Consider the following 16,601-nt stretch of genomic DNA (forward strand, 5'->3'; position numbering starts at 1 on the left):
AGCACTTTGTTGACCTCCTTTTCTATAATATGTTTTCGATTAGTTAATGCCAAAGCTTAACTCAAGTTTGGACTGAATCAGTTGGGGTTTACAGCAGGGATGACCTCTGTAATTGATGGTTCGATTCCATCCAGTCCATTTTGCTAGCCGTGAAACTTATACCACTATTCGTACGTGGTTGACACCGTGATGATGAGGGGTCAGACGTGATACCGTAAAGGTTAGTAGTAGTGTGATAGTTTAATGGTAAAACACTGACAGTGTCGGCGATGCAGGTTCGAGTCCTGCTCATGCTATTGTGGGAGTGCCAGCTTCCACGTTAAAAGTATTAAATATTTGAGTTCCTCCTTTCGGATATAATTGGGCTGGTTAATCCTAGCCAATATTGTGTAGTAGCCAAGTGGTAAGGCAACAGACTTTGACTCTGTGAGCATAGGTTCAACTCCTATCTGCACAATTGATTGTCGTAAAGCAATCATAAAATATAAAAGAAAGAGCTTTTAGTTCTTTTAATTTGCAAACAACAGCAGTAGTCAGTGGTGAAAAGGGTAACACAGGATGATGAGATAGTGTAAAGGGCTATTGATATGTATATCGCCTCCGTTTGATACGACTCTAACGTAGCGTACGTAGTCGAGAGCGTGGCAAGACAATTCAAACATGCATGGTTCGATTCCATACCTGACGATGGTTCCAAAATAATATATAGGTGGAGAAACCCTATATTTACTAGAAAACACTATCTTAATCGATGGTGTTTTTATATAATCTTCTTGAGAAACTTTTCAGGAGGAAATTAATGGTAGTATACTCGGAGATATCTAATATGCTTAAAGACATTTCAAAAATTGCAAAGAAAATCAATGATTCAGAATTGAATTCTTCAATTATTGAACTTCAAGGACAAGTAATGGATTTATATAATGAAAACATTGAATTAGTTCATGATGTTGCTACATTAAAGAAAGAAAGAGATATTACAAAACAAGTAGCATTTGGTAAAAATGGATACGTATTTGTCAGTGATGACGGACCATATTGTCCCGGTTGTTATGGAAGTAAAAACAATCTTGTTAGATTAACCCCGGATGGAAGTTCAAGACATTATTATAAATGTTCTAGTTGTAAATCAACATTTGATGTTCCTGCATCATAAAGATTTGCCTATTTGAATTTGTAACCACTTCTTTCAAGATTGAAATTATTTATTGAATCATATAAAAAATAGGATATATATATGATTGATAGTCTGACAATTTATTTGTTAGTTGATTTTATTACAGTGCTAATAATATCGATATTAATTACTAAATACTTTAAAGATAAATAATTAGAGGTCACATCAAACGATGTGGTCTTTTTATTTACAAAAAAGCCACGATAAAAGTTGTAGCAATTTAAGCGTTCAATTTAGATTTTAAAGCATCGGAAAAGTTAACATCAACATAGATAGTTATGTATCGGTTGGAAGGTTGGTATCTTATTAGTTTCCTTAGCTAATAAAATTGGTTCGATTCCAGTAGCCGAAATAGATTGGAGGTATGTCAATGAACAGACTACAAAAGAAACACATCAAGGAATATCTTGATGAGAACAGGATGAGCATGGATGAGATACAGCAAGCCTTCCTTGACTCATTCACAATGAATCAAGTATCTAATGAGGAAGCTGCTGCTCTGTTTGTATCACTGATGCGCAACATGCTACTCATGCCACACAACGCTGCTCAACTGGAAGAGTTGGATATTGATCCTAAGAAGCTGAGTGTTGACGCCATCACTGAACTAATAGGTGTATGGGCTAAAGAGTATATCAAAGGTATGAAGAAGTAACATGAACTTAATGACTGATGACATGTTACATAAACTAAGAGACTGGATTGCTAATGATGATGTGATTAAGTTCTATCACACAAGAGAGTGGCAACGAGTGAGATCGGCAAGGCTGAAGTTAGATCATGAAGAGTGTCAGGTATGCAAGACACAAGGCAAGCATACACATGCTACTACTGTTCATCACATCAAACATGTTCGTGATTATCCTTTACAAGCATTAAGTTTAAGTAACACCGAGACGATATGCAGGGTACATCATAATCAGGAGCATCCAGAAAAGTTAGAAGCATTTCATAAAGACAAATTTGAGAATGAAGAACGTTGGTAGCACCCCCCCGGTCAAACCAAACGGCAAATCCCTTGGGGAGACAAACAACGGGATAGGGTGAAGACTTAACAAATTTATTGATTCTCACATGAGAGGGGGGTGTATTAAAAATTGTGGTTGGAAAGAAGGCAATAAATGCTAAGCATTTGAGAGAATCGTTGCAAAATCAACTAAAATCCATGGAAGCTGATACACCTCATTTTGAGGATTTGGTAAATGATTATGTTAGTTTTTTTGATATAAAAAATGACTTAATTAAAGATATTAAAGCTCGTGGTGTATCAATTGAGTGGAAAAACGGTGACAAACAACATGGTTTTAAAAAGAATGACTCGATATCAGAGCTAGTAAAAGTTAATGCACAGATGTTAAAAATATTACAGCAACTACATATTGAAACGATTGAAGGTGAGCCTGAAGAAGATGACGATTTCTAAAGTAAAATATCATCCTGCTATCGATGAATACATGAATGGTGTTTTATCTGGTAAGATCGTTGCCTGTAAAGAACAAATCCAATTAATGCACTTTCTAATTGATAAATTGGCTGATCTACATGCTGTTTTAAGAACTGATTTGATAGATGCGGCCTTGGAGAATATTGAAAAACATTTTGTATGGAAACTTCTTCCATGGGAAAAATTTATTTTGGCCTTTGTACATGGAGCATTTTATGATGATGGAAGCTTAATGTTTGATGAATTTCTAGTTCTGTTAGGTCGTGGTGGTGGTAAGACTGGTTTCATGTCAGTTGAAGAGTGGTTACTAGCTAGTAAGCAAGGTATTAGAAATTATGATGTTGATATTGTAGCTACTTCTGAAGAACAAGCCACTACTTCTTTTAATGAAATTTGGGATTTGCTTGATAGTAATCCACGTAAATATAAAAAATATTTTCAGTGGACTAAAAAGCTAATTAAATATAAAAAAACTAATTCTAAAATAAAATACCGAACTAGCAACGCTAATACTAAAGATGGTGGGCGACCTGGTGCGGTATTTTTTGATGAAATTCACGCTTATAAAGATGAAGAAACTATCAACGTTTTTACTTCCGGACTTGGTAAGAAACCTTATCCACGTAGATTTTACATGACCACTGATGGATATAATCGTGAGGGCTTCTTGGACAATTTGAAAGATGAGAGTGAGATGGTTCTTGCTGGCGAACGTCCTAAGCGAAGAATGTTTCCGTTCATTTGTAAGCTTGATAGTCCTGATGAATGGGAAGATGAAACAATGTGGGAAAAAGCTAATCCATCATTGATTTATTTTCCAACGTTAAAACAAGAAATGGAATCAGAGTTTGAAAAAGCTCATGATCGAGATCAGGCACGTATCGAATTTATGACTAAGCGGATGAATATTCCAGCAAGTAAGGCACAATCACCTGTTGCCAGTTGGGATAACATCAAGGCAACTAACCAAACTACTCCAGATTTACGTGGTAGAAGTTGTATTGTGGGAATTGATTTTTCTGACACAATGGATTTCTGTGGTATAGGTTTGTTATTTAAAATTGGGAATAAATATTACTGGAAACACCACTCACTGATTAACTACAAAGCACTGGAACATAGGAAGTACAAAGTTCCACTAGATGTAGCAAAAGAAAAAGGATTTATTAAAATTATTGACGACGAAACCAACCGGCCTAAGTACGTAGTTGATTGGATATTGGAACAAGCAAAATATTATGACATCAAGGATATTGCAGCCGATACGTTTAGACGAAATTACTTACAGCAAGAGTTTACTAATAATGGTTTTGGCGAACTATTAGCAGCAAGAACCGGTATCAAAACACATACTGATCTGGAAAATACGATTGATGATTTGTTTGCTTATCATAATATTGTTTATGTTGATGATGACTTTATGATGCGCTGGTATACAAATAACGTTTATAAAGATCGTGATAGCAGAGGAAATATTGAATATAAAAAAATTGAACCAAAGCTAAGAAAAACAGATGGGTTCTTTGCGTTTCTAAATGCATTCCAATTTAGAGATAAACTAGATGTTCCGGTTGCTACATATCACAGAACATTAAGAACTCATACTTACTAGAAAGGAGGTGAGCGGTTGGGATTTTTTGATTTATTTAAAAATAATGAACCAGTTAGAGTTACTGAGTCACAACAAGCCATAGACCTACGAAAAAAGCAGTATAAGTTGTTTGAAGATTACATTAATTCTTCGACAACTAATACTGCTTTTAAGTTATATGCAATTCAGCTGTGTATTAATCGAATTGCTAATGCTTTAGTGAAATGTGATTTTCAAACCTTTAAGAAGGGCGAAAGATTTCAAGGGGATGTTTGGTATCAATTAAACATTGAGCCTAATCAAAATCAAAATGCAGCTGATTTTTGGAATAAAGTTATTTATCAGATGGTAATGAACGAAGATGGAGCCTTAGTTATTCAATCAAGAGTTGACGGATCATTGATAGTAGCAGATGATTTTACGTTTCATGAATATGCTTTTAAACCAAATATTTACTCAAATATTTTAGTTAATAACTATTCTATGAACAGTAGTTTTTTGGAAAATGAAGTATTTCATTTGAAACTGAATAACTCAAAAGTTAAATCTTTGTTTGACGGTATCTTTGAGCAGTACGGCTCATTGCTGAATGGCGCAATTAAAAACTATAACAGGAGTAATGCGATTAAGTACGCTTTGAATATTGATTCCACATTTGACCAATTAAAACAGAAACCGGTTATTGATGAGAATGGTACTCAAGTTACTGATGAGAACGGTACTCCGTTAACTGAATATGACACTGTTATTGATGATTTGTTTGGTGAACGTTTAAAAGGGGTCTTTAGTGATAAAGATTCAGTTACACCTTTAGAATCTGGTTTAACGCTTAATGATTTGAATTCAACTGGTAACAGTAAGTCCTCAGGCAGTGCTGCTAACAAAACCACTAGAGATATTTCAGCAATGGTCAGTGACATTGTAGATATGTCAGCTGATGCTTTTATGATTCCTCGTGGATTGTTAAAAGGTGATACAGCTGACATTGACGGAATGACCGATAACTTTATCTCATTCTGTATCAATCCGATAGCTGAACAAATTGAAGATGAAATCAATCGAAAAATGTTTGGTCAAAAGAATGTTTCCAAAAGAACATACTGCAAGATTAGAACTGATAAGATTAGAAATTACGATCTCACTAAGATTGCTAATTCTGCTGAATTGATTAGTCGTATTGGTGTTTGGTCTGTTAATGACATTTTGAATTTTATGGATTATGAACCAATCAAGGAAGATTGGGCTGATAAACATATTATTAGTAAGAATTACAGTCTGGTTGAAGATGATTTGAAGGGTGGTGAGAATAATAATGACGAAGGAAATGAAAATGAAAAAGATTAAAACTGTTTTTAATTTAGTACAAAATGAAAATGAACCTGCAAGACTAAATTTATATGGGTTCATTGGTCAAACATTTTGGAATGAAGATGAGCAATCAATTACTGCTAAAGCAGTTGCAAAAGCCTTATCAGAAATTGATAGTGATGAAGTCGATGTTCATATTAATTCTTATGGCGGTATAGCATTCGAGGGTATCGGTATTTACAACCAACTTAAGCAATCAAATAAAAAAATTAATATTTATATTGATGCAATCGCTGCAAGTGCCGCATCAGTCATTGCAATGGCTGGCGACACTATTTTTATGCCAGAAAATGCTCAGATTATGGTACATCATGCTGCTACAGATGTTTATGGAAATGTGGAAGAATTAACCAAGGCCATTCAAGGATTGAATGCTATGGATGAATCCATGATTAAGACATATGAAACAAGATTCGTTGGCACAGAAGAAGAATTAATCAAGCTGATGGATGATGAAACATATCTGAATGCTGAGGAAGCTATTGCCTTGGGATTTGCAGATGAAATTGTTGATTCAGCAGCAAATGATGACGAGGATTCTACTGAAGAAAATGTTAAACAATCATTATTTGCTAAGTATTCAGGTAATCAAATGGTTGCTAGAAAAAATTCTAGAATTACATCAGCTCAAATTACATCAAATGGAATTCAATATGAAGAAAAAGTACCTATTGAAGACAATCATGAGACAACAGCCGAATCAATGGCTAGTAAATTTGCTAAATTTATTGCGGAAGAAGGAAATTAATAAATGAAAAATCCAGATTTAAATACACAAGAAGTAAAAGATGCACGTATTGCTATGTTTAAGGCAATGCGTGATGGTGATGACAATGCTCAAGAAGAGGCGTTTGGAGAGTTTGCAACATCTTTACAAAATTCAATCGGTGCTACTGCTATGAAGCATGTTCAACAAATGAATACAGAAATGAATGATGAAAAGATTCTTGAAACACGTGGAATTCGTAGACCGATGACCTCCAACGAACGAAAGTTCTTTGCGGATGCTGCTAAAAAACAATCATTCGAAAATTTAGATGAAACACTTCCTGAAACAGTAGTTGAGGACGTATTATCACGTATTAAGGAAGACCATCCATTGCTAGCAGCTATTGATACTCAAAATGTGACAGCCTTGATGAAATTAATTTATGCTGATCCTACTAAGAAAACAGCATTCTGGGGCACAGTACCATCAGACATTAAACAAATCTTGTTAGATGGATTTAAAACATTATCACTAGAATCAAGCAAACTATCTGGATTTCTTGCCATTCCTAAAGGATTCTTCAAGCTTGGACCTGCATATTTGTCTGAGTATGTAACAACATTTTTAGAGGAAACCATGAGTGCAACGCTTGAAACAGCAGTTGTTCAAGGAAATGGGAAACTTCAACCAATTGGTATGATTAAGAAATTAAGTGGTGCCGTTGACGGAGTTTATAAAGATAAGGAAACAGTTGCTGTAAATGATTTGAAGCCATTGTCATTAGCTGGAATTCATGCAGCTTTAACAAAGGCCAAGACAGCTAATGGACCAATTTCAGTTATGGTTAACCCTATGACATACTGGTCAAAGCTATTCCCACAATTGGCTGTTAATGATGCTGACAACAACTGGCATTTAATTACTTTGCCAACTGGAGATACAATTATTCAATCATATGCAGTTCCAGAGGATAGATTAATTTTTGGATTTACAAAAAATTATGTATTAGGTGTTTCGGGTTCTGTTGAGTTTAATCAATACGATCAAACCTTAGCAATCGAAGACATGTATTTATTCATTGCTAAGTTTTTTGGTATGGGTGTTGCCAAGAATCAAAATGCATTCTTTGTTGCTGATATTTCAGGTATGGAAGGCGCTAAGGTTCCAGAACTTGAAGGAGATCCAGATGTACATAAAGCCGGTAAAATTGGTGATGTAACGGAAGAAGGCTCTTTTGATTCAAAGGGAACAACTAAGCCTACGACAGATCAAACTGTAGCTGAAATTAAAGCGTGGCTAGATAATCAAAAGATTGATTACACAGGGAAGACATCCAAGGATGACCTATTATCCTTAGTCCCAGCTGAATAGCTTGTGGAGGTAATTAATGGATTATAGAGTAGACGATAAGTTGCTAACACAAGTAAAGAGTGAACTTCAAATTACCTTTACTGAACGTGACGACAGCTTGAGAAAAGCTATCCAACGAGGGATGGCGTTTATTTCCAGTCGAGTTGGACCGGTTAAATTTGTGGGTGATACAGAAACAGAGATTGTAGCAAATGATTTGCTAATGAATTACTGTCGCTATTATTGGGATGGCTATCGACAGATGTTTCCGATTGATTATCAAAGCGATATCCTACATCTTCAAATTCTAAATGGTTCATCTAGGAGGTCTTTCAATGAAGCGAAGGCTGACTAATTTTACCGATGGTGTTTTACACTACGGAACAATAAAAACTAAGCGTAACGAACTGAAAGAGAAAATTGGCTTCGATTTAATCGAAGCTGGATTTCTCTTTTTTGATTACAAACAAATCCGTCAAGAAGATGAAGAATTATTCGATTCTGGAAAGGATCAAACATCTAATTTAAAGGTTGAAACTTTTTTTGTTCCAGGAATCGATAAAAACATTCAAAAAGTAGCTATCAATGATGATTACTATGAAATTGAATACATCGATTTGTCCACGGATAGACAAAAAATGTTCTGGTATTTAACTAAGGAAGGAAACCTAAATGAAATTTAATGACACATTAAATCTTGATGAATTCATTGAAATTATGAATGCACAGGCTTATCCACTTTTTGATACCTCTTTAGGAAAAGACGAAATTGTTTCAAATAAATCCTTCTTTGTTTATTCAAAGAAGGGTGCTATCAGACCTTCGGATAACGATAGAAATCAATTTCTGAAGGATTTCACATTATCATTTGTCACACGTGATAGTTCAACAATCAATGTCTTGTCGCTTGCTGAAAGTCTTAAAAAAGCTAGATTACGCTTCACAGGCTCTGAAGTGGAAAATGGTAAGTTTACTGATAGCAACGAAGAGGCCGAGATGACCACTCTTAATTTTGTTCATGTAATCAAAGTAGGTGAGTGGTAATAATGGCAGAATATTTCTTAAATTATGATAAATCTCAAGCTATTCAAAATGAAATGGCTAAAATTCCTGATAAGGCTGAGAATGCTGTTAACAAAGTTGTGCATAACTTTGGGGCAAAGGAAGCTATTCAAGACATCATAAAATTTATGCCAGTATCAAATCGGGATAAGAAACATGCTAAGACATCTAATTCACTGAAATTGGACATGCTGAATTTGGGATTTAGAATTTATGCTCGTGGCGGTGCAGCAAAGAATAAGGGTAGTTTCGGCTACCTGGTATTTCCTAATGATGGTATTGGACCGCATAATTTCATTGACCAAAGGTTCTTTGAACAAGGTGGGGATGCTGCATCAAATAAAATATTTAACAAAGTAATGGAAGCATTGGAAGATGCTTTACAACTCTAAGGAGAAAATAAATGGCTGAAGAATATACAACTTTTGATGAATACAAAGTAACTGATGCTGCTATTAAGTGGCTTGAGGATAATAAGTACATTACACCTGCGGTTAAGCTGGGATGTACAGGAAAACTTGAAATTGAAACAACTTTAAAAACGGTTGTTAAAAAATGTGAAGGTGACACGGTTAGATCCGTTGATATTCCTACACAACTAAAATGTAAATTTACTGGACATATGCCAGTCGAAAATTTGCGTAAAGTTTGGGGATTGAAGACAGACGGGTTAAAAAAGGGCGTATATGCCTATGGAACAGATTCACGTCAAGGTCGTGGAATTATGTCCTTTAAGGTTCTTGACTTGGACGAAGTGATGGCAATGCTACGTGCGTTTCCTAATATGCAATTTTCAGGTGGTATGACTTGGGAATTAGAAAACGGCGGTGAAGAAATTGCCGAAATAGAGCAAGAATTTATTGCTATGAAAGACGATAATAACAAATTTTTCTACGAAGCACTTCAAAGTGAAGTTGATACAGACGTAGCAGATAAATGGTTGACAGACTTTACACCAGACTTAGTAAAGGCCGTAGCACCAGCATCTTCTACAACAACATCAAAATAATAAAGAGGTTTTAAGATGATTGATGAAATTACACTAAATAATGGCGAAAAAGTAAGAATTAAGCCAAAAATTTCAATTAAAGCATTAAGAGTTTTTCAGGATAAAGGGCTCTTGCCAGAATCCCTATTACAAGCCTTTGTTGGTGCAGATAAGGAACCTAAAAAAATGGAGCCTTATCTTATTAATTCAACTTGGATTGCTTATTTGAATGCCAATCCTGATACGAAGATGAGCCAAGATGATTTTGAAGATAAATTGGATTTGGACTTTGAACAATCAGGTAAGATTCTAACCGAGATGATTAGCGGTTCGGCCAAAGCAGATGCTAGATTTGCTAATGGATTTAAACGTTCAACAAAAAAAGGAAACGGCAAGGACAGGAAAAGAAAGCACCGAAAATAATTATTGACGACGTAGAAGATTTATTTAGCTTCTACGTTTTTTTTATAGGAATTGAGCCTGAAATTGCCGAAAATTGGCCAATTAGCAGTTTGAACAAATTGGCAATTAATAAAGTTGAAGTAGAAAATTATTTAAATTCATAAATTAGAAGGGAGGTTATTTAAGGGCAAACGGAAAAGAGATTCAACTTGAATATAAGGTAATTAATCAGCAATTCAAATCTGCTATTAAAGAAAATAGTAACGCAATGACTTCCTTAAATAAGCAGTTTGCATTGCAAAAAGAGCAAATGCGAAACACTTCTAGTGAGTCGGAAAAGCTCGATGCTAGCCTAACTAAGCTAAATAGCCAATATGAGCTAGCTAAGAGTAAGACTCAGATCACATCTGAAGCTCTAGAAAATGTTAAGAGAGTTACGGGTGAGAATTCTGAAGAAACCCGTCTTTGGACAAACAAATTATTAACCGCCGAGAAACAAGAAGAATCTTTAAAAAATAGAATTACCGCAACCAATGAGAAATTAAATGAGGCTAAGAAAGCTGAAAGTGAAGCGGCTCAAGCATCTCAAAAAAGGCAGGCCACTTTAAAATCACTTGCATCGGAACAAAAATCTCTTGAGACATCTTCTAGTAATCTTTCAAAGGAATATCAACTGGAAGTAGCACAACTTGGGAATAATGCTAAGGCCAGTGATAAGGCTAGATTAGCAAAGCAATACTATGCAAAACAGGAACAAGCTACGGCTGAACAGGTTAAGAATTTAGAGAAACAACTTGAATTGGCCAAAAAAGAATATGGTGAAAATTCTCAGCAAGTACAAGATTTAAATGGCAAGTTATTAGAGGCTAAGAAGGCTAACCAAGACTTTGCTAATTCTTATGCCGACTCTACTAATAAGATGAAGAATTTTGGATCAGCAATGACTAACGCCGGAGATAAATTGAAATCTGTCGGTAAGGGTATGACAGTTGGTGTAACTGCACCTATTGTTGCTGGTGTTGCCGCTTCGGTTAAAGCTGCTAGTGATTTTGATAGTGCATTTACAGGCGTTAAGAAAACTGTTGATGAGGTAAAAGATTCTAACGGCAAAGTCAAAATATCTTATAAAGATTTAGAGACTGGCATTAGAAACATGGCCAAAACGATTCCAGCCACTACAACAGAAATTTCTCATGTTGCTGAAGCGGCTGGACAATTAGGAATTAAAACACCTAATGTTTTAGGCTTTACCAGAACAATGATTGACATGGGACAAGCAACCAATATGTCATCAGAAGATGCTGCTACTGCACTAGCTAAATTGGCCAACATCACTGGTATGCCACAAAAGAATTTTGATCGTTTAGGTTCGGCAATCGTTAACTTAGGTAATAACATGGCTACGACCGAATCCGATATCGTTGATATGTCATTGAGACTTGCCGGTACTGGTCATCAGGTTGGATTAACTGAATCGCAAATCACTGGTTTGGCAGCTGCTATGTCATCTGTTGGTATTCAAGCTGAAGCCGGTGGTGGCGCAATGTCTCGTGTCATGCAAAAAATTAATACTTCCGTGGCTAGTGGCGATAAGACCTTAGGACAATTCGCCAAAGTCTCAGGAATGTCATCATCACAATTCAAGCAACATTGGAAGAGTGATGCTTCCGGAGCAATTGTTTCATTTGTTAAAGGACTTGGTAAAGCCAAAGCTAGTGGTAAAGATGTCACCTCAATGCTAAAAGATATGGGAATTAATTCGACACAAGAAATCGATACTATGTTACGTCTTTCTGGTGCCGGAGATACTTTATCTAAAGCTTTGAAGATTTCAGGTGATGGTTGGAAACAGAATACCGCTTTGACACAGGAAGCTGAGAAACGCTATTCAACTTTCAGTTCCAAACTGAAGATTGTTAAGAACAAGGTTTCTGATTTAGGTATCGAATTCGGTGGTCCTTTGATGGATGCACTAAGTAATGTGTTGGATGGTTTAGAACCGGTATTCAAAGTGTTAGAAAATATTGCCAAGGCATTCAACAATGCAAGCCCAGAAACACAGCAATTTATTATGGCAATAGCCGGTGTTGCTGCTGCAATAGGGCCATTATTAGTAACTATTGGTTCGGTAATTAGTGCCATAGGTGCAATAGCCAACGCATTAAAAGGCATAAAATTGGCAACGGCCTTAATGACCGGTGGTATAGGCGCAATTATAGCAATCATAGCTGTTTTGGTGCTGTATATAGTTACTCATTGGGATCAAATAAAAGCTAAAACTGAAGAAGTTTGGAATGCAATTTCTACAACAATTTCAAACGTCTGGAATTCGATAGCTACAGCGACATCTAATATTTGGAACTCAATCACTTCATATCTATCAAATCTGTGGTCAGGTACCGTTTCAACAGCAAGTAGTATATGGAACGGATTGGGTAGCTTCTTTAGTGGACTTTGGACATCAATAAGTACAGCAGCAAGTAGTATATGGAACTCAATTACCTCGTACCTATCAAATCTATGGACAAGTACCGTCTCGATGGCTTCAAGCATATGGAATGGATTAGGAAACTTCTTTAGTAATTTATGGACATCGATAAGTACAACAGCAAGCAGTATTTGGAATTCAATTACCACTTATTTATCAGGATTATGGACAAATATTGTATCAATCGCATCGAGTATATGGACTGGATTAGTCAGCGTAATCACTGTTATTTTTATGACAATTCAGTCTGTCATTCAAGGTGTATGGCTATTTATAACTTCTTGGTTACAGTGGGCTTGGCAAGCAATCGTTGCTTTAACAGCACCAATATGGCAACCATTAGTAGAATTCTTTAGTCAAATGTGGCAAATTATTTCTACCACAGCCCAAAGTGTATGGACATTCATAACTAATACCTTGAGTATTATTTGGACGACTATAGTTACTACGGCACAAACGATTTTCAACGCATTAAGTAGTTTCTTTACCACGATTTGGAATGCTATTTCTACTGTATTTATAACGGTAACTTCTGCAATAGAAAGTAGAGTTGTGACTATCTGGCAAGCAATTGTTAGTGTTACAACGAGCGTTTTTAACAGCATAAAAAATATTATTACAAGCATTTGGCAAGCCATTGTTTCGGTAACGACTTCGGTACTTAATTCTATTAGTTCAGCAGTCTCAGCCGGATGGAATGCAGTCAAATCAGTAACAGTTTTGGTGATGAATGCGATTAAATCGGCGGTTTCAGCTGGATGGAATGCAGTCAAATCCGTGACAACTTCGGTGATGAATGCTATCAAATCAGCAGTTTCAGCAGCTTGGAATGGAATCAAATCCGTAACAACTTCGGTGATGAATGGAATCAAATCGGCGGTTTCAGCTGGATGGAATGCCGTTAAATCTGTAACATTGTCTGTTTTAAACGGAGTTAAATCGACAGTATCCAGCATTTGGAATGGAATCAAATCAACAATTTCAAGTGTCGTTAATGCAATTAAATCATTAGTAAGTAACGCTTGGAACAATATCAAATCAGTAACATCAAGCGTTTGGAATGGAATCAAGTCAGCAATGGTTGGTCCAGTTCAAGCCGCTAAATCGACTATTTCTGGAATTGTTAACGCAATAAAAGGATTTTTCTCGGGAATGCACCTTAGAATTCCTAAGATTAGCTTGCCACCATTGCCACACTTTCATTTATCCGGAAAGTTTAGCTTGAAACCACCATCAGTACCACACTTGTCTGTAAGGTGGAATGCTATTGGTGGAATCATGAAAGCACCAACGATTTTTGGAATGAACGGTGGAAACCTTCAGGGTGGTGGTGAAGCCGGACCCGAAGCAATTCTTCCATTAAATTATAAAAATCTATCTGCAATTGGTAATCAGATTGTACAAGCTACAAATGAAAGAATTAACAGACCCGTCACACAGAATGTTCAAATGACTTTCTACAATACAGTTAGAGATAACGAAGATGTTGATAGAATATTTGAACGTGCTGATTCGTGGATGGGAAATCAAAGTAATAAATCCAGTTTTGGAGTTAGGGGGAATGCATAGTGAGTTTGCATATTGTTGTCGACGGAGTTTTTGATTCAGATATGTTACTAGCGGTTGCAGATCGTCCCAAAATTTCAAATCCAGATTTTGAGTATGAATCAGAATATGTCGAAGGACGAAACGGAAGTTTGAATCGTCTCAAGTACATTAAGGATGTGACGCAAAAGGTTCAATTTAATATTTTGGAGAATTTTAATGTCAAAAAAAAGCTACGACACATAAAGTCGTGGCTTTTCAATTGTCAGAAGATTTATTTTAGTGATGACATAGTTTATAGAAAAGTTAAACGGGTTCAAATAGGCGACATTGATAATGAAATCGCTGAGTACGGTTCATTTGAAGTTTCATTTATTTGTGATCCTTTTGAATATCTACGTGATGAACGTGAAATTACGGTAGAGAAATCTGGAACCATTTATAACCACGGAACTGTATTTTCATTGCCAAAAATGGAAATATTGGAGAGCGGTCAGGGGACGATTACGATTAATGGTTCACCTGTAAAGCTGAACTTGGCCGTAGAACACGCCTATATGGACTCCGAAATTCAAGAAATTTACAAAGATGACAAGAATTTAGGCTTATCGATGATAGGCGATTTTCCTAAGTTAAACCCTGGTAAAAACACGATTGAAATTAGTGGTGGATTGAACTCGATAAAAATTAAAGTAAGGGAGAGATATTTATGATTAGACTCTTTCCTGAAAATGCTACTGAAGAACAATTCAAAACTAATGGGATTGCTGTTCTTGATAATGGAGTTAAATCTAATTCCGTCGAGTGGACAAAAAATGGAATGTACAGTTTTGACTTTGATTATTTTAGTAGTGCCAAGTTTAGCAGCTTAATCAAGGGTGACATGATAGTTATTGCACCGACACCTCTTGGAGACCAACCATTTAGAATTCATAAAGTAACTGAGCAAATTGGATTCACAAAAGTAGAGTGCTATCACATTTTCTATGACCTAGCTTCAAATTTAATTGAGGACTCTAATTTTGTTAAATCCACTGGTAAAGCATTGATGGCAAGATTCAATGCAGCATTTCAGTATTCGACTAAATTTAGATTTAGTTCTGATATTGAAGATGTTACTAATTGCCGAATGGTCAGAATGAATCCAGTTCAGGCGCTTCTAGATACATCAAAAAGTAATACTTTTATCAACCGTTGGGGTGGAACTATTTATCGTGACGGTTATGATGTGAAAATGCTGAAAGCAGTTGGTGAAGATAGAGGTTTCCGAATAAATCATGGCAAGAATTTAACAGGATACGATCATCAAATCGATTGGGAACCTATGGCAACAAGAATAATGCCCATTGGGTTTGATGGTTTAATGCTTCCTGAAAAGTACGTCGATAGTCCCTTGATTGATAAGTATGAAAATGTACGAATCAAGACGGTAGATTATCAGGATGTTAAAGCTCAAGATGCAAATTCCACTTTGAACCAAGATGGTGCGGTTCCGAAAGAGCAAGCCTATGAGCAGTTAAGAAATCTTGCTAAAAAAGAGTTTGAAAAGAATGATGCTGATAAGCCAACAATTAATATCAAAATTCAGTTTAAAAATCTAGGCGATACAAGAGAGTATATTCAGTTCAAAAAGTTGGTAGACGTTCGCCCATTTGATGTCGTTCATGTTCAATTAAATGATTTTGACATTAAAGATAGCATCGTCAGCTATAAATTTGATGCTTTAACTCAGGAATATACCGAAATCGAATTGGGAACCATTACTAGAACCGGACTATCCGACAAAGCTAATAATACTGAAGCAAGTATTAACGACGTTAAAGATGGTATGGACAATATTCAAGGTGATTTGGATAATACCAAAAACGATTTAGAAAACAGTAAAAGTGAATTGAAAGATATCCGTTCTGATCTGCATGATTATGATGCTCACATAGATGATTTGACATCACAAATTGATGATAATCGGGATAATATTTTTAACTATATTAACCGTCCTGGTAACGGGGTAATCAAATTTAGCCCTGATCGTGATAATGCGACAGACATGACAATTGAAAGTAGCGCTGGGAGTAGATTTAGATTAAACAGCTACGGCATTTCATATGATGGTTCAGGTAAAACAGCCATGGATAGTCGTGGATATATCTATGCAGATAATTTCATAGGTCACAGTATGAGCAGTGTCTATATGGAAGGTGGAGAGCTTCATGGCGCCCGAATTACAGGCGATACTTCAATTGATTTAGCTGGAGATAATGGAAATGTCGTTTCTCTTTCTGGCTACGGAATGACATCACCAAGAGCAACTATTTGGCAACTTGATGGAGTTCAAAAAATGAACATTGTAAATGGCGGATATTTAATGGTTGGTGGAGCTAATCTTTGGGGTGATGGTACCGGAAGATTATTTGTTGGACCAACAGGCAACGTGTCAGCATCACTAAGGATACTAAATCAATCAGATCTTTAAGGAG

Annotated in this window: 17 protein-coding genes and 2 tRNA genes; all 19 read left to right on the forward strand. The window is 36.0% G+C overall.

All coding sequences use genetic code 11. The features are described 5' to 3' along the window. Positions 1 to 229 precede the first annotated feature (229 nt). Positions 230 to 296: transfer RNA gene (locus ATN92_RS15730), tRNA-Thr, on the forward strand. A 90-nt stretch (positions 297 to 386) separates the two neighbouring features. Beyond that, a tRNA-Gln gene (locus tag ATN92_RS15735) sits at positions 387 to 457 on the forward strand. A gap of 369 nt (positions 458 to 826) precedes the next feature. Next, complete coding sequence (locus ATN92_RS15740) at positions 827 to 1,156, forward strand: hypothetical protein (RefSeq protein ID WP_143444251.1); 330 nt, start codon at positions 827 to 829, stop codon at positions 1,154 to 1,156. A 391-nt stretch (positions 1,157 to 1,547) separates the two neighbouring features. Then, a complete protein-coding gene (locus tag ATN92_RS15745) occupies positions 1,548 to 1,832 on the forward strand; it encodes a hypothetical protein (protein WP_056951595.1) in 285 nt (94 codons plus the stop codon). A gap of 1 nt (position 1,833) precedes the next feature. Next, positions 1,834 to 2,163 (forward strand): HNH endonuclease, encoded by a 330-nt coding sequence (locus tag ATN92_RS15750; protein WP_056951597.1) that lies wholly within the window; start codon positions 1,834 to 1,836, stop codon positions 2,161 to 2,163. 113 nt (positions 2,164 to 2,276) lie between these two features. Next, complete coding sequence (locus tag ATN92_RS15755) at positions 2,277 to 2,600, forward strand: P27 family phage terminase small subunit (protein WP_199250834.1); 324 nt, start codon at positions 2,277 to 2,279, stop codon at positions 2,598 to 2,600. Then, on the forward strand, positions 2,587 to 4,233 hold the full coding sequence (locus tag ATN92_RS15760; RefSeq protein ID WP_056951599.1) for a terminase TerL endonuclease subunit: 1,647 nt from the start codon (positions 2,587 to 2,589) through the stop codon (positions 4,231 to 4,233). The genes ATN92_RS15755 and ATN92_RS15760 overlap by 14 nt, the downstream gene beginning before the upstream one ends. Positions 4,234 to 4,248: 15 nt before the next feature. Beyond that, positions 4,249 to 5,556, forward strand: coding sequence for a phage portal protein (locus ATN92_RS15765; protein WP_056951602.1), 1,308 nt, complete (start codon positions 4,249 to 4,251; stop codon positions 5,554 to 5,556). Beyond that, positions 5,543 to 6,328 carry a head maturation protease, ClpP-related gene (locus ATN92_RS15770; RefSeq protein ID WP_158106614.1) on the forward strand — a complete coding sequence of 262 codons (786 nt, stop codon included), beginning with the start codon at positions 5,543 to 5,545 and terminating at the stop codon, positions 6,326 to 6,328. The genes ATN92_RS15765 and ATN92_RS15770 overlap by 14 nt, the downstream gene beginning before the upstream one ends. A gap of 3 nt (positions 6,329 to 6,331) precedes the next feature. Beyond that, complete coding sequence (locus ATN92_RS15775) at positions 6,332 to 7,660, forward strand: phage major capsid protein (RefSeq protein WP_082604495.1); 1,329 nt, start codon at positions 6,332 to 6,334, stop codon at positions 7,658 to 7,660. Positions 7,661 to 7,676: 16 nt separating this feature from the next. Continuing rightward, a complete protein-coding gene (locus tag ATN92_RS15780) occupies positions 7,677 to 7,994 on the forward strand; it encodes a hypothetical protein (RefSeq protein ID WP_056951605.1) in 318 nt (105 codons plus the stop codon). Next, the gene (locus tag ATN92_RS15785) at positions 7,975 to 8,322 is read left to right on the forward strand and encodes a hypothetical protein (protein ID WP_056951607.1); all 348 of its coding nucleotides are present in this window, start codon (positions 7,975 to 7,977) and stop codon (positions 8,320 to 8,322) included. Before ATN92_RS15780 ends, ATN92_RS15785 begins: the two co-directional genes overlap by 20 nt. Continuing rightward, on the forward strand, positions 8,312 to 8,683 hold the full coding sequence (locus ATN92_RS15790; RefSeq protein ID WP_056951610.1) for a hypothetical protein: 372 nt from the start codon (positions 8,312 to 8,314) through the stop codon (positions 8,681 to 8,683). The genes ATN92_RS15785 and ATN92_RS15790 overlap by 11 nt, the downstream gene beginning before the upstream one ends. 2 nt (positions 8,684 to 8,685) lie before the next feature. Next, a complete protein-coding gene (locus tag ATN92_RS15795) occupies positions 8,686 to 9,093 on the forward strand; it encodes a hypothetical protein (RefSeq protein WP_056951612.1) in 408 nt (135 codons plus the stop codon). Between the two features lie 11 nt (positions 9,094 to 9,104). Further along, positions 9,105 to 9,710 carry a hypothetical protein gene (locus tag ATN92_RS15800; RefSeq protein WP_056951614.1) on the forward strand — a complete coding sequence of 202 codons (606 nt, stop codon included), beginning with the start codon at positions 9,105 to 9,107 and terminating at the stop codon, positions 9,708 to 9,710. A gap of 15 nt (positions 9,711 to 9,725) precedes the next feature. Then, entirely contained in the window at positions 9,726 to 10,112 is a 387-nt protein-coding gene (locus ATN92_RS15805; RefSeq protein ID WP_056951616.1) for a hypothetical protein, read from the forward strand. 247 nt (positions 10,113 to 10,359) lie between these two features. After that, positions 10,360 to 14,148 carry a phage tail tape measure protein gene (locus ATN92_RS15810; RefSeq protein ID WP_056951618.1) on the forward strand — a complete coding sequence of 1,263 codons (3,789 nt, stop codon included), beginning with the start codon at positions 10,360 to 10,362 and terminating at the stop codon, positions 14,146 to 14,148. Continuing rightward, positions 14,148 to 14,837: a phage tail domain-containing protein gene (locus ATN92_RS15815; protein ID WP_056951620.1), complete on the forward strand. Its 690-nt coding sequence runs from the start codon at positions 14,148 to 14,150 to the stop codon at positions 14,835 to 14,837. Before ATN92_RS15810 ends, ATN92_RS15815 begins: the two co-directional genes overlap by 1 nt. Further along, positions 14,834 to 16,597, forward strand: coding sequence for a phage tail spike protein (locus ATN92_RS15820; protein ID WP_056951622.1), 1,764 nt, complete (start codon positions 14,834 to 14,836; stop codon positions 16,595 to 16,597). The genes ATN92_RS15815 and ATN92_RS15820 overlap by 4 nt, the downstream gene beginning before the upstream one ends. The last annotated feature ends 4 nt before the right edge of the window (positions 16,598 to 16,601 follow it).

The organism is Companilactobacillus bobalius (assembly GCF_009764355.1).

Coding starts and splice junctions, on each gene's coding strand:
- ATN92_RS15785 (WP_056951607.1), top strand. CDS start 7,975: ATGAAGCGAAGGCTGACTAATTTTACCGATGGTGTTTTACACTACGGA.
- ATN92_RS15780 (WP_056951605.1), top strand. CDS start 7,677: ATGGATTATAGAGTAGACGATAAGTTGCTAACACAAGTAAAGAGTGAA.
- ATN92_RS15810 (WP_056951618.1), top strand. CDS start 10,360: ATGACTTCCTTAAATAAGCAGTTTGCATTGCAAAAAGAGCAAATGCGA.
- ATN92_RS15745 (WP_056951595.1), top strand. CDS start 1,548: ATGAACAGACTACAAAAGAAACACATCAAGGAATATCTTGATGAGAAC.
- ATN92_RS15740 (WP_143444251.1), top strand. CDS start 827: ATGCTTAAAGACATTTCAAAAATTGCAAAGAAAATCAATGATTCAGAA.
- ATN92_RS15750 (WP_056951597.1), top strand. CDS start 1,834: ATGAACTTAATGACTGATGACATGTTACATAAACTAAGAGACTGGATT.
- ATN92_RS15775 (WP_082604495.1), top strand. CDS start 6,332: ATGAAAAATCCAGATTTAAATACACAAGAAGTAAAAGATGCACGTATT.
- ATN92_RS15820 (WP_056951622.1), top strand. CDS start 14,834: ATGATTAGACTCTTTCCTGAAAATGCTACTGAAGAACAATTCAAAACT.
- ATN92_RS15760 (WP_056951599.1), top strand. CDS start 2,587: ATGACGATTTCTAAAGTAAAATATCATCCTGCTATCGATGAATACATG.
- ATN92_RS15790 (WP_056951610.1), top strand. CDS start 8,312: ATGAAATTTAATGACACATTAAATCTTGATGAATTCATTGAAATTATG.
- ATN92_RS15770 (WP_158106614.1), top strand. CDS start 5,543: ATGAAAAAGATTAAAACTGTTTTTAATTTAGTACAAAATGAAAATGAA.
- ATN92_RS15800 (WP_056951614.1), top strand. CDS start 9,105: ATGGCTGAAGAATATACAACTTTTGATGAATACAAAGTAACTGATGCT.
- ATN92_RS15805 (WP_056951616.1), top strand. CDS start 9,726: ATGATTGATGAAATTACACTAAATAATGGCGAAAAAGTAAGAATTAAG.
- ATN92_RS15795 (WP_056951612.1), top strand. CDS start 8,686: ATGGCAGAATATTTCTTAAATTATGATAAATCTCAAGCTATTCAAAAT.